General features: G+C 70.4%; 7 protein-coding genes. All 7 read right to left on the bottom strand.

The genetic code is table 11. From position 1 onward, the window contains the following. Nucleotides 1-31: 31 nt before the first annotated feature. On the bottom strand, nucleotides 32-1,765 hold the full coding sequence (locus tag BHQ18_RS09020) for a sulfatase-like hydrolase/transferase (protein ID WP_084293961.1): 1,734 nt from the start codon (nucleotides 1,763-1,765) through the stop codon (nucleotides 32-34). Then, nucleotides 1,762-2,271, bottom strand: coding sequence for an SRPBCC family protein (locus BHQ18_RS09015; RefSeq protein ID WP_084293960.1), 510 nt, complete (start codon nucleotides 2,269-2,271; stop codon nucleotides 1,762-1,764). The genes BHQ18_RS09020 and BHQ18_RS09015 overlap by 4 nt, the downstream gene beginning before the upstream one ends. A 95-nt stretch (nucleotides 2,272-2,366) precedes the next feature. Then, nucleotides 2,367-3,446, bottom strand: a complete 1,080-nt coding sequence (locus BHQ18_RS09010) for a tartrate dehydrogenase (RefSeq protein ID WP_069413238.1) — start codon at nucleotides 3,444-3,446, stop codon at nucleotides 2,367-2,369. Continuing rightward, nucleotides 3,443-5,047, bottom strand: coding sequence for an SLC13 family permease (locus BHQ18_RS09005; protein ID WP_069413237.1), 1,605 nt, complete (start codon nucleotides 5,045-5,047; stop codon nucleotides 3,443-3,445). The genes BHQ18_RS09010 and BHQ18_RS09005 overlap by 4 nt, the downstream gene beginning before the upstream one ends. 160 nt (nucleotides 5,048-5,207) lie before the next feature. Beyond that, nucleotides 5,208-6,899 carry an exodeoxyribonuclease V subunit alpha gene (gene recD, locus BHQ18_RS09000; protein ID WP_069413236.1) on the bottom strand — a complete coding sequence of 564 codons (1,692 nt, stop codon included), beginning with the start codon at nucleotides 6,897-6,899 and terminating at the stop codon, nucleotides 5,208-5,210. After that, entirely contained in the window at nucleotides 6,896-10,195 is a 3,300-nt protein-coding gene (gene recB, locus BHQ18_RS08995; RefSeq protein ID WP_069413235.1) for an exodeoxyribonuclease V subunit beta, read from the bottom strand. Before recB ends, recD begins: the two co-directional genes overlap by 4 nt. After that, nucleotides 10,195-13,437 carry an exodeoxyribonuclease V subunit gamma gene (gene recC, locus BHQ18_RS08990; RefSeq protein WP_069413234.1) on the bottom strand — a complete coding sequence of 1,081 codons (3,243 nt, stop codon included), beginning with the start codon at nucleotides 13,435-13,437 and terminating at the stop codon, nucleotides 10,195-10,197. The genes recB and recC overlap by 1 nt, the downstream gene beginning before the upstream one ends. Nucleotides 13,438-13,480: the final 43 nt, after the last annotated feature.

Below are 13,480 nucleotides of genomic sequence, written 5' to 3'. Positions count from 1 at the left end.
GTCGAACCGTACCGCGTTTGGCGGTCAGGGATCAAAGTTTGGCGCGCGACACGTACGGCCACGGATGGTGGCGTTCGGGCACTGAGGCCGCCCGCACCTGCTTGAGCTGCATACGAAGGTGCTGACGAAGCTCGTGCAGATCCGGATCGGCCCAGCGGTTGGTGCTCTCGGCGGGATCGTCGGTCAGGTCGTAGAGCTCCCACTGGTCGTCGAGCGGCGACGACCGGTAGGCGTCGCCGCCGAGACCGTTGGCCGCGTGGTGCCGGACCCCGGGTTCGGTCCACGTCGCCGGGTCGTCGAAGGTGCGCACCAGCTTCCACAGATGCCCGTCGACCTGCACCACCAAGCCCTCGAAGTTCGACGCCACATGCGCCGGGATCCGAATCCTCAGGGGCGCAGGCGGATTCGTACCCCGCTTGAGCTTGCGCGCCAGACCGGAGGCGCCGGTGTCGCCCTCGAGCACATTGTCGCGGGTCATCAGGTAGACCGCGCGCGACTCGTCGGCCGGTGCGCCGTCGACCACCGGCATCAGATCCTGCCCCGGGAGTTCGTGCACCTCGGTGAACTCCTCGGCCAGCTTGGCGGCCGTCGCCTCGACGTCGACGCCGGCCGCGTCCAGCAGCGTCGGGACGATGTCGATGTGCGAGGTGGGTGCGGTCACGGTGCGCGGTTCGGTCTGGCGGGCGCCGATGCGGACGACGACGAACGGCACCCGGGTGGCCTCGTCGTAGAGGTTGAACCACTTCTGGTGCAGGCCGCCGTGCGCGCCGAGCAGATCCCCGTGATCGGCCGTGCGCACCAGCACCGCGTCCGTCGACCCGTCGGTGACCGCCCGCCGCACCCGGTCCAGCGGCCCGTCGACCTCCGCGTGCAACCGGTAATAGAGGTCGCGGTACTGCTGGGCCTTGCGGGTGTAGGTGCGGTCGACCGCGGGGGCCGGGCCGTAGCCGGAGTAGTAGGCCTCGCGGTAGGCGATCTGCGCGGCGGGTTTGGTGGACAGGTCCTCGTCGGCGGTCGGTGCCGGCGGCACGTGCGGCGGGTCCAGCGGCGACGGCCGCACCGGGCTGCGGCGCTGCCAGGCCGGGAACAGCACGATGTCGTGGGGGTTGACGAAGCTGGCGACCAGCAGGAAGGGGCGCATCGCCTCGGGGTCGCCGGCGCGGCGGCGCGCGTAGCGGTCGGTCAGCCAGGCGACGACGCGGTCGGCGATCAGGCGGTCGCGTCGCATCCCGGAGTTGGCCAGCAACGCGCCGTGCGGCTCCGGTCCGACCCATCCGGAGAAGCCGTACGGGTCAAGGGGATTCGCGTCGAGGTAGCGTTGCACCGCGTCGGGGTCGACGACGCCGTCGTCGTCGTTGGTGGCCAGCGGCCGGCCGGTGGCGGGGTCGGTGAGGTCGGCGTGGGAGATGTGCCACTTGCCGTCGTAGTGGGTGTCATAGCCGGCCGCGCGGAACCAGTTGCCCAGCGTCGGCACCTCGCCGGCCCGCAGCCAGCGCATGCGGGAGTCGTCGGCGGACTTGCCGAGCCCGTCGGTCTGGGTGACGCCGTGCAGGTCGGGGTAGTGGCCGGTGAAGATCGTCGGGCGGCTGGGCACACACGCCAGCGATCCGGTGTAGTGCCTGACGAAGCTGACGCCGTGGTCGTCGAACCACTTGCGGCCGCTGAGCGTGTAGTTGCGCCAGGCCAGGACCTCGGGTGCCTCGTACGGCGGGATCGCCCGCTCCTCGTCGGTCATCACGATCACGATGTCGGGGCGGTCGGTCACGGGTTCTCCAATCGCTGAGCGAGCCCGGCCAGCATGGCGTCGGACTCGCGGGCCACCAGCCGGCAGGCCAGGCGCTCGACGAGTCGCTGGGTCTTGCCGGCGCCGAGGCGGGCGCTGCTGGTGATGGTCACGACGGTCTCGCCGGCGCCGGTGGCCTCCAGGGTCCAGCGGTTGCCGAGCCGGCCGAGGAACTTCGGCAGCCCCTCGATGTCGTAGGCGAGCACGAACTGCGGGTCGCACTCGGTGACGCGTTCGACCACGGTGTTGCGGCCCATCTGCACGCGGCGCGTGGTGCCGACCATCTCGCCGTCGGGGCCGCGGGTCAGGATCGACGAGTGGTCGATCTTGTCGACCCACCCGCTGAGCCCACCGAAATCGGACAGGACGGCCCAGATCTGGGTGGGAGTTGCGGCGATGGTACGGCTGCGGTCGATTTCGGCCACGCGCCCACGATAGGTGAAAATGACGTCGCCGTCAGGCGGTTGGGCTCTCGGTGTTCGCGGCATCGGTGTGCAAGGCGCGGCGGTGCGCCGAGTGTGAATCCTTGGCGAGAATCAGCGGGATTTCTCGCCGTCATTTCACACTCGGCGCGCTTCGCGGCCTAGGAGAGATGCGCGACGAGCGCGTCGGTCACCTGGGTCGTCTTCGCGCGGCCACCGAGGTCGCCGGTGCGGGTCTCGGGGTCGGCCAGCGTGGCCTCGATCGCGGCCATCACCTCGGCGGCGGCCTGCGGGTGCCCGAGGTGGTCGAGCATCAGCGCCGCCGACCACACGGCGCCGATCGGGTTGGCGATACCCTGGTCGGCGATGTCGGGCGCCGACCCGTGCACCGGTTCGAACATCGACGGGTACTGCTTGGTCGGGTCGAGGTTCGCCGACGGTGCGATCCCGATGGACCCGGCGACCGCGGCCGCGAGGTCGGACAGGATGTCGCCGAACAGGTTCGAGCCCACGACGACGTCGAAGCGCTGCGGCTGCAGCACGAATTTCGCTGCGAGCGCGTCGATGTGCTCACTGTCGAACCGGACGTCGGGGAACGCCGCGGCCCGCTCGGCGACCACCTCGTCCCAGAACGGCAGCGTGTGCACGATGCCGTTCGACTTCGTCGCCGAGGTCACGTAGCCGCGCCGGCTGCGGGCGAGCTCGAACGCGAAGTCCGCGATGCGGCTCACCCCGACGCGGGTGAACACCGACTCCTGCACCGCCATCTCGTCGGGGAAGCCGCGGTTGAGCCGTCCACCGATCTCGCTGTACTCGCCCTCGACGTTCTCCCGGACGACGACGAAGTCGACCTCACCCGGTGTGCGCAAAGGGCTTTCGACGCCGTCGTACACCCGGATCGGCCGCAGGTTGACGTACTGGCGGAAGGCCCGGCGGATCGGGATCAACAGTCCCCACAGCGACACGTGGTCCGGCACCCCCGGCCAGCCGACCGCGCCGAGGAGGATCGCGTCGAACCCGCTCAGCGTCTCGATCCCGTCGGCGGGCATCATCGCGCCCTCTTGCTGGTATCGCTGGCACGACCAGTCGAACTCGGTGTAGGACAACGAGATACCGTGCTTGCGCGCGACCGCGTCGAGCACCGCGCGCGCCGACGTGATGACCTCGGTGCCGATACCGTCGCCGGGGATGACCGCGATTGACGATGAGCCGCTTGCGCGAAGAGCATCGGGCACCGTCATGCGCCCAACCCGAGCAGGCTGATCATCATCGGCAGCAGAATGATGATGAGGATGGCGCCGGCGATGTCGAAGCTGATACCGGAACGGATCATCTTGGTGATCGGTACCACGCCTGAACCGTAGACGATCGCGTTCTGCGGTGTGGACACCGGCAGCATGAACCCGAACGACGCGGCGAACGTCGCCGCCAGCGCGGGCACGAACGGGTTGACGCCCGCGGCCACGGCCACCGGGATCACGATCGGGACGACGACGGCCGCCGACGCGGTGTTGCTCGTCGTCTCGGACACGACGATGGCCAGGATCACCGCGAAGATCGTGATCGGGATGACGCTGGAGAGGCCTAGCGCGTCGTTGACCGAGGTGCCGATGGTCTCGGCCAGCCCGGTCGACGAGATCAGCGACCCGAAGATGATGCCGGTGCCGAACAGAATGATGGTGCCCCAGTCGATTTCGGCGGCGTCCTTCCAACGCAGGGTGAACTCGCGGGACTTCCAGTCGGTGGGCAGCAGGAACAGCAGGGACGCGCCGAACACCGCGACCACGCCCTCGTCCAACCGGTCGCTGACGAACTCGTAGGTGCTCGACTCGGTGCCGGTGATCAGCGCGAAGATGCCGGGCAGGATCCACAGAGCCACGGTGATGCCGAACGCGATCAGCGTGTTCTTCTCGGCGCGGGAGAGGTTTCCGAGTTTCTCGCGTTCGCTGGCGACGTACTCGGTGACGCCTTCGATCTGCTTGATCTCGGGCCGGTTGAGCCGCAGGAGGATGAGCGTGAGCAGTGCGAACATCACCGCGCAGATCGGGACCGCCATCACCATCCACTGGCCGAAGCTGATCCGCTCGCCGGTGGCCTCTTCGATCAGGCCGCGGCCGATCAGGTTCGGCGGGCTGCCCACCGGGGTCAGTAGGCCGCCGACGCTGGCGCCGTAGGCGAGCATCAGCATCAGTGCGGTGCCGACGCGCAGGCGTCGCGGGTCGAAGTCGGGTTCGACGTCGCCGCGCTGCTGCAGCAGTTTGGCGACGACGGACAGGATGCCGATGGCCGTCGGCAACAGCATGGCGACGGTCGCGGTGTTGGAGACGAACGCCGACAGCAGGCAGGTGATCGCGCCGAACGCGATGATGACGCCGGTGGTGGAGCGGCCGACGCGCGGCAGCGAGAGGATCCGGAACGCGAAGCGGCGGGCCAGGCCGTGTTTGAGCATTGCCTGGGCGAGGATGAACGCGCCGATGAAGGTGAAGACCGTCGACGAGCCGAACGGGCCGAGCACGTCGTCGACCGGGGCCACCCCGAGGAAGACCGCGATCGCGACGCCGAGCAGGCCGCCGATCGGGATCGGCACCGCTTCGCTGATCCACAGCGCGATCACGCCGAGCAGTACGGCGGCCAGCACCTGCTGTTCGCGGGGGATGTCGATCGGCAGGACCAGGAACACGACGGTCAGCAGCGGGGCGAGGAACAGGCCGATGGTGCGGCGGCCCTTCTCGAAGCGTTCCTCCTGCGGCGAGAGTTTCTGCTCGCCGAGACTTCGGTATGTGGCGCTGCCGAGCAGGGCCTTGTCGACGTCGGTCGGTTTGACCCGGTTCTCCGTGCTCATTGCTCGCTCCGTCCACCCGGTGGTGTGTACTGCGCCACAATCGCCGCACGAGAGTGCCCGGTCCCCACGTGGGCTTAAACATCGCCTGAGTCCCCGCCGAACGTGGATTACCCGCACGCAAAAGTCGCCGAAGACGTGCGGGTAACCCACGTTCGCGCGGCTAGGAAAGGCGGAGGCGGCGGGCCAGGCCCGAGGCCCTCACCACCCGGCGGGCGACCGCCGCACGCACCGACGCCTCCGGGCCGACCACCCGGATGCGGCGCTTGGCGCGGGTGACCGCCGTGTAGAACAGCTCCCGCGAGAGCAGTCGCGAATCCTCGGGCGGCAGCAGCACGGTCACCTCGTCGGCCTGGCTGCCTTGGGACTTGTGGATCGTCATCGCGTGCATGGTGTCGACATCGGCGAGCCTGCTGGTCGCGAACTCGTAGCGCTGCGTGCCGGCGATCACCGCGCGCAGCACGCCGCCGCGCACCACGGTCACCCCGGTGTCGCCGTTGTACAGTCCGAGCCCATAGTCGTTGGCGGTCACCAGGATCGGACGCCCGGCGTACCAGGCCGACCAGATCGGCTCGCCGGTCGCCTCGGCCAGCCACCGCTCGACCTGATGGTTCCAGTACCGCACCCCGAACGGGCCGCGCCGGTGCGCGCACAGCAGCCGATGTTCGGCCAGCATCGCCAGCGCCGCCTCGTGGTCGCCGAGCAGCGCCGCCTGCCGCAACCCGACCGCCTGCGGCAGCACCACCTTGCGCAGCTCCTCGGCCGGCGTCTCGGTGTCGATCCACGAGATGTGCTCACCGCCGGCGCGCAGCACCTCGACCACCCCGTCCGCATCACCCGAGCGGATCGCGGTGGCCAGCGCGCCGATCGACTCGCCGAACCGGTGCGACGTCGTCAGCTGCGCGATCCGGTCGGCGCCCAGCCCGTCGACCAGATCTGCCAGGACCGCGCCGGCCTCCACCGACGCCAACTGGTCCGGGTCGCCGACCAGCACCAGCCGGGCGTCGGGGCGCACCGCTTCGAGCAGTCGCGCCATCATCGTCAGCGACACCATCGACGTCTCGTCGACGACGATCACGTCGTGCGGCAACCGGTTTCCCCGGTGGTGCCGGAACCGCGCGGACGTTTCCGGCAGGCTGCCCAGCAGCCGGTGCATCGTCGTCGCGTGCATCCCGGACAACGCCTCCCGGTCGGCCGCGCCGAGCTTGTCGACCTCCAGTTGCACCGCCTCCTGCAGCCGCGCCGCCGCCTTGCCGGTCGGCGCCGCCAGCGCGATCCGCAACTGGGTCCCGCTGGCCAGCAACGCCAACAGTCGCGCCACCGTCGTCGTCTTACCGGTGCCGGGTCCGCCGGTGAGCACCGTCAAACCCTGCGCCAGCGCGCGTTCCGCCGCCGCCCGCTGCTCCTCGAAGCCCGGCGGGAACAACCGGTCGACGTCCGGGGCCGCCGCGACGGGCCTGGCCGCCACCATCGCCAGGATGTCGTCGCACACCTGCTGTTCCTCGAGCCAGTACCGGTCGAGGTACAGCAGGTCCCCGTCGAGGCGCAGCGCAGGCGGCGTACCCGACAACGGATGCGCGACGACGGCCGCCCGCCACTCGTCCAGCGCCGGCCACGGCAACCCCTCGACTGCGACCTGCTCCTCGATCGCCGCGAGGTCCACGCACACCGACCCGTTGCGCAGCGCTCGCACCGTCAACGCCACCGCCAACGCGACGACATCGTCGGGTGCCTTCGCCATCTCGCAGAGCCGTTGCGCGACATGCACATCGGCGGCATCGAGCACCTCGGCGTCGGTGAACGTCCGCAGCAGACCCGTCGCGCTGACCGACCGCCGCCACTCCAGGCTCGTCATGCCGCCGCCCGTCCCGCGTCGAGCAGATCCGACAGCGCGGTGATCAACGCCGCGGGCGGCCGCCAACTGAACACCCCCGCCGGATCGCCGTCGACCACCGGAGTGTCCGCACCGCACATGCCGCGCAAATACAGGTACAGCACCCCACCCAGATGCTGCGACGGGTCATAGCCCGGCAGCCGCCAGCGCAAGAACCGGTGCAGCACAACGCTGTACAGCAGGGCCTGCAGCGGGTAGTCCGAGTGCAGCATCGCCTCGACGAGCCGCGGCCGCGCGTAGTCGGCGGCGGTCAGCGGCCGCGCCGGGTCACCCAGCCAGTTGGTCTTGTAGTCGACGACGAGATAGCGCCCGCCAGAATCATCGGGGACGCGCAGCACCGCGTCCACCGATCCCGACAGGTAGCCCTTCAGCGACTGCGTTCCCAGGCCCGCCTCGGCCAACCGGTCGGCGTACACCCGCATCGGGTCCCCGACATCGAGGTGCTCACGCAGCAGCGCCCCGACGTGCGCCAGCCGGATGTCGGGCGCCGAAGTCCGCAGATCCCCACCGGCCAGCGGGAACTCGAACTCCATCTCCCGCATCCGGTCCTCCAGCCCGATCTGCCGCAGCGTCACCCCGTCGGCCAGCGGCCCGAGGGGCGTGTCGTGCAACGGCACGAGCGCCGCCGCCAACTCCTCCGCTGAGACGTCGACGGGCCACCACACGGCGTGCTCACGGATCCGGGCCTCCAGTTCGGCGGCCAGGTCGGTGGCGAACGGGTCGGCGTCCTCGAGCACCGCGTGCACCAGCGTGCCGAACTTCGCCCCGGTGGGCAGGTCGGCCATCGGCGAGGGCACATCGGCGCCGGCGGTCTGCGAGGTCAACGCGATCTCGGCGACCTCGTCGTCGAGTTCGACCACCTCGGGTTCGCTGCTGACCGGTGTCGCCTCGACGGCGCGGATCAGCCCGCTGTACGACGTGCGCCGCCAGGCCGCGTCGATGGGCCGGTGGAAGTGCCGGACGTCGAAGTCCCCGGACTCGGACACCCGCGGGCGCGCGGGTATCGGTCGCGGCACCGAGTCCTCGAGCGACGGGCCACCGATCGCCGCCCACTCCTGTAGCCGTGCCATCGCGTCGTCGTCGGAAACCCGCAACGGCGCAACGGTATCGGGCACCATCGCCTCACCGGGCCGTCGACCGCGCAGCAGCCGCGACAGGCCGCCGTGGGGTTCGCCGTGGGCGGGCGCCCACCACGTCACCAGTTGCGACTGTGCGCGCGTCATCGCCACGTACATCAGCCGACTGTCGTCGCTGGCGTCCTCCTGGCGGCCGAGTTTGGACACCGCGTGGAAGTCCGGGCTGTCGTTGCCGCCGATGTGCAAACAGCGGGTCTCGCCCTCGTGGTACAGCACGATCTCGGGTTCGCGGACGTGCCGGTTGAACGCGAACGGCAGGTAGACCACCGGGAACTGCAGGCCCTTGGCGACGAACACCGTCATCACCTGCACCGCGGCGGCGTCGTTGTCGAGGCGGCGGAACCGTTCGGCGGTGCCGCTGCCCTCCTCACACTGGGCGCGCAGCCAGTCGCGTAGCGCGGGCAACGTGAAGTGCTCGCGGTGTGCGGCCTCCTGCAACAGCTGGGTCATGTGCGCGAGGTCGGTCATCTGCCGCTCCCCGTTCTGCCAGCCCAGCACGCGGTCGCTCATGCCGGCCAGCTGCGCGGCCTCGAAGATCGCCGCGACACCGCGCTCGCGGGCGTGACTGGCCCACTCGCGCAACGTCTCCGCGATGCGGTCGGTCAGCTCGTCACCGCCGGCGACCAGCGTTGCGGCGGTCTCACCGAAGAACATCGTCGCGGCGGCCGCGCGCACCACGCCGGGCCGGTGCGGCTGGTCGAAAGCCTCGAGCAGCGCCAGCCAGTCCTTGGCGGCGTCGGAGGTGAACACGTCCGAGTCGCCGGTGTAGACGGCGGGGATCCCGGCGTCGCACAGCGCGCGGTAGCAGGCGCGGGCATCCTTGTGGGTCTCCACGATCACCGCGATGTCGCCCGCCCCGAGCGGCCGGCCGTCGAACGTGGCGTCAGAATCCAGCAGTAACGCGACGTCGGCGGCCAGGTCACGCGGAATGTGGGTGCGCAGCTGGTCGATCGGGATGACACCGGTTCCGCTGCGCCCCAACGTCTCCCGGCGCACCACCCGCAGGCGGAACGGATCGGTGCACGGGGCGCCGGCCAGCCGGGAGCCGGTGTGCTTGGCGGCGACATCGTGCACGACGATCTTCGAGTGACCCAGTTGCGCGCCGCGCAGCACCGCCTGCAGCCGGTTGACCAGCGCCGCGTCGCTGCGCCAGTTGGTCGCCAGCGTCTTCTGCACGTCGGCCTTGGACGCCGCGCTCAGATACGTGACGATGTCGCCGCCGCGGAACGCGTAGATCGCCTGTTTGGGGTCGCCGATCAGGATCAGCGTGGAGCGCCCGGTGAACGCGCGGTCGATCACCTGCCACTGCACGGGATCGGTGTCCTGGAACTCGTCGACCATCACGATCGGCCAGCGCTGCGGCATCCGCACCTGCGCTGCCGAGCCGTCGGCGGCCAGCGCGTCGGCCAGTCGGCTCAGCAGATCGTCGTAGCCCAGAATTCCCCGCTGGCGTTTGCGCTTCTCCAGTTCGGCGAGAACGTCTTTGGCGAACCGGAGGCACACGGCGGCGCGTGACTCCGGTTCTGGGTCGGCGGGCCGCAGCTCGGTGGCCGGGTTCTTCACGACCTCTTTGGCGAGCCGCAGCGCGTCGGGATAGGTCAGCAGCGGGTCGTCGCGCTGGCGGCCGAAGTGGTGCAGGTACAGGTCGTCGACGATCTCGGTGACCAGCTCGTCGAGGCTCTCGACCAGCGTGACCCCGGAGTCGCTGTCGCCGGCCACGCCCAGTGACCGCAGCACCAGCTGGCAGAACTGGTGGGTGGTGGCGATCGTGGCGGCGTCGAACGCGGCCAGCGCGTCGCGCAGGTTGCGTTCGCGCACCTCGATCTCCTCGGGGGAACCGCGGCGCAGGTAGTCGATGATCTCGTTGGTCTCGACGCCGGCCGGGTCTCCGAATGCCTGTACGGCGTCGACGATCTGGCGGCGCACGCGGTCGCGCAGCTCCTGGCTGGCGGCGCGGCTGAACGTGATCAGCAGCATCTGGTCGAGCGTCGCGACGCCCTCCGCGAGGTAGCGGGTGACCAGACCCGCCAGCGCGAACGTCTTTCCGGTGCCCGCGCTGGCCTCCAGCACCGTGGTGGTGCGGGGCGCGGGCAGATCCCCCGACAGATCGAACGGTTCCATCAGCTCTCCAGCGCCCGCAGCATCGGCAGCCACAACCGGCCTGCGTAGGTGTCCAGTCCGCGGTCGACGAGGTGCTTGAGCCACGTGCGTTCGCCGAAGGCCTGCCGGTACGCCGGTTCTTCCTCTTCGCCGGGGTAGTTGCCGGAGCGCCACCGGTATCCGGCGCGCTGTTCGGGATCGCCGTGACCGTGCACGGCCTCGGCCCAGGCGTACGACGTCTTGACCGGCAGCGGCAGCGGATGACGGCGGCCCTCGTCGTACATTGCGACCAGGTCGGCGAGCAGCGCGCGGGCCTGTTCGTGCGGGCGGCCGATCACCTCGACACGCGGATCGTTGCCGCGGCGCGGGCGCCCGATGCAGACCGCCTTCCACAGTCGGCCCGGGTCGTGAGCGTGCAACGCCAGCAACGGAATCCACGGCTGCAGCAGATGACGGCCGTCGAGCTTGGAGTAGGTGACCGACATCAACCGGTCCCCGTAGACCGGGCCGACGGTTCCGGTGACGCGACGGCCACCGCCGATCTCGACGTCGACGTCGACCGCGCCCGCACGCTCACCTCGGTACGGCCGGGCGGCCTCGGCGATCAGCGTGGCCCGCTCGCAGATGTCCTTGGCCCGCCGCCACCCGAGGTTGCCCGGCGGCAGGGTGCCTCGGCGCCACTCGGCGTTCCGGGCCTCCTCGGAGGACATGCCGCGCAACATGTCCCCGAGCATGCGGTCACCGACCGTCCACTCCTCGAGCGCGTCGATCTCCACCGGCATCGCGTCGTCGACGCCGTCGACCTCCCACGGCAGCGTGTACTCGAGCGCCCGGAAGAACCCCTTGACCGGATCGCGGAAGAACGAGACGAGGTCGGCGAGCACCACGTCGTCGGGCGGGGGAGCGGGCAGCATGCCCGACACGAAGCCGGGCCGCGGGCCGCGGTCACCGGCGCGGGCCCGGGCGGCGTGCACGACGGTCGAGTCGAAGGTGAACGGTTTGTCGGGAATCAGCTTGCCGGGCAGCACATTGCGGTCGTCGAACGGTTGCAGCGGGTGTTCGACGACGACGTCGTCACGCACCGGCGCGTCGGTCGTCCGGTCGAGGGTGTCGAGCAGTTCGGCCAGCGGCACCGCGGGCGGGCGCTCCTGGCCGGTGTACTCGTTGGCGCCGGTGTAGGTGATCACCAGCGTCTCGGTCGCGGCGCCGATCGCGTCGAGCAGCAACTGCCGGTCCTCGGAACGGATGTCGCGCTCGCCGGTCATCGGTTCGCGGGCCAGCGCGTCGTCACCGTCGACGATCCCGATGCGCGGGAACACACCGTCGTCGAGGCCGACGAGGCACACCACCCGGTGCGGCACCGACCGCATCGGCACCATCGTGCAGACGGTCAGCGTGCCGGTGCGGAAATTGGCCCGCGTCGGGCGGCCCGCGAGGTGGCGGTCCAGCAGGGCGCGCACATCGGACAGCCGCATCAGCGTGTCGGCGCGCGGGCCGGCGGTGGCGAGCACCTCGGCGAACTCGCGTTCCAGTTGCGCGCGCTGCCAGACGTCGTCGTCATCCACCCGGGTCAGCAGCGCGACGCTGTCGGTCAGCGCCGCCAGCCAGTCTGCGAGAGGCTTTGCGCCGGTGAGGGATTCGACCGAGCGCCGCAGCCGTTCGACGTACTCGGCGAGCTGACCGGCCAGGTCCACCCGGTTGCTGCTGACGTCGTCGAGGGGCAGCGTGGTGTCGATCCAGGCGTGCGAGTCGTCGGACATGGCCACCCCGGCCAGCACCCGGTCGATGCCGAACCGCCACGTGTTCTGGATGAAGTCGACGCCGTAGGGCCGGCGGTGCTCGGTGTCGAAGCCCCAGCGGATGTTGGCCTGGCGCACCCAGCGGGTGATGTCTTCGAGGTTGTCGTCGGTGAACCCGAACCGGGCGCGCACCGGCGCGGCCTGCGCGAGGTTGAGCACCTCGCTGGCGGTGGCGCGCCCGCCGGCCAGCGTGAGCAGTTGCGCCGCGACGCCGAGCAGCGGGTTGGTCTGCACCAGCGAGCGGTCGGCGAGACGCACCCGCAACTGGTGCGCCGGGTGCACGCCGTTGATCATGTCGCCGAGACCGAAACCCGCGACGATCAGCGGTGCGTAGGTCTCGATATCGGGGCACATGACGAGGATGTCGCGCGGTTCGAGGGTGGGGTCGTCGGCGAGCAGGCCGAGCAGGACCTCACGCAGCACGTCGATCTGGCGGGCCGGCCCGTGGCAGCAGTGCACCTGCACCGAGCGGTCTTTCCGGTCGTGGACCCGGCCTTCGCGGCGGACCTCGTTGGCGGTGATGTCGGACTGCAACCAGCCGAGCAGGGTGTCCGGGTGGTCGCGGCCGCCGAGATACTCATCGGTCCGCGCGTCGGCGGGAAGGGTGCGCTGCAGTTCGCGAAGGTCGCGGCCGAGCGTGGCCAGCAGCGGGTGGCCGACCTCGCGGTGGCTGGTGTCGGTGCGGCGCGGGATCTGGCCGTGGGTGTCCGCGAGCTTTCGCCACAGGTCGTCGCTGGGGTGCGGCAGCCACAGGTGCAGGTCGTGGTGGGTGGCCAGCGCGTCGAGCAGTTCGACCTCGGTGCTGGGCAGTCGCGTGTAGCCGAAAAGCGACAGCCGCTGCGGCAGGTTTGTCGGCGACTCGGCAAGTCTGGTAAGGGTTTTGGCGTGGCGGATGTGCGGGGTGTCGGCGTCGATACGCTCGATCAGCGCACGCCACAGCGGCGGCTGCCAGTTCAGGTCGGGAGCAACGTCGCCGTCGTCGCCGTTCTCCCAGTCGATCAGCAGACCGGGCCGTTGACGCGCATAGGAGGCGAACAATCCGGCCAGCCTCCGAGCCACCGCGTAGCGCCTGCCCTGCCGCAGTTCCTTCTCGTCGCCGGCCTCGAAGTGGCCGAGATGAACCGCCAGCGGCGTGCACCACGGCTGCGAACAGTGCGCGTCGATGACCTCCATCAGCGGCCACACCATCGCGTCGGGCGACCACGGGTCGTCACGCTCGGTTCCGGTGAGTTCGGCGATCAGCGAGCGCGGGTTGCGGAACGCGATCCCCGCGCACACCCCGTCGGCGCCGGTGCCGCGGCCCAGGACGTGGCTCAGGCGCTGGCTCAACCACCGCTCGACGCCCTTGGCCGGCACGATGACCAGTTCCTCGGCGAACGGGTCGGCCAGCGGGCTCGCGAGCAGCGCACCCAGGCCGTCGGCCAGCAGGTCGGTGCGCTCCGCGCGATGAATATGAAGCGCCATCACCGTTCACCATAGGAGGTCGGTCCGACGTGAGGGACGTTTG

It is taken from the genome of Mycolicibacterium flavescens (assembly GCF_001722335.1).
Classification (GTDB): Bacteria; Actinomycetota; Actinomycetes; order Mycobacteriales; family Mycobacteriaceae; genus Mycobacterium; species Mycobacterium flavescens.
This window is presented reverse-complemented; position numbering and strand designations above follow the sequence as displayed.

Bases quoted from the DNA above. Each gene is read 5' to 3' on its own strand.
- BHQ18_RS09015 (WP_084293960.1), bottom strand. From the start codon at position 2,271: ATGCCGCGAACACCGAGAGCCCAACCGCCTGACGGCGACGTCATTTTC.
- BHQ18_RS09010 (WP_069413238.1), bottom strand. From the start codon at position 3,446: ATGACGGTGCCCGATGCTCTTCGCGCAAGCGGCTCATCGTCAATCGCG.
- BHQ18_RS09005 (WP_069413237.1), bottom strand. From the start codon at position 5,047: ATGAGCACGGAGAACCGGGTCAAACCGACCGACGTCGACAAGGCCCTG.
- recD (WP_069413236.1), bottom strand. From the start codon at position 6,899: ATGACGAGCCTGGAGTGGCGGCGGTCGGTCAGCGCGACGGGTCTGCTG.
- recB (WP_069413235.1), bottom strand. From the start codon at position 10,195: ATGGAACCGTTCGATCTGTCGGGGGATCTGCCCGCGCCCCGCACCACC.
- recC (WP_069413234.1), bottom strand. From the start codon at position 13,437: ATGGCGCTTCATATTCATCGCGCGGAGCGCACCGACCTGCTGGCCGAC.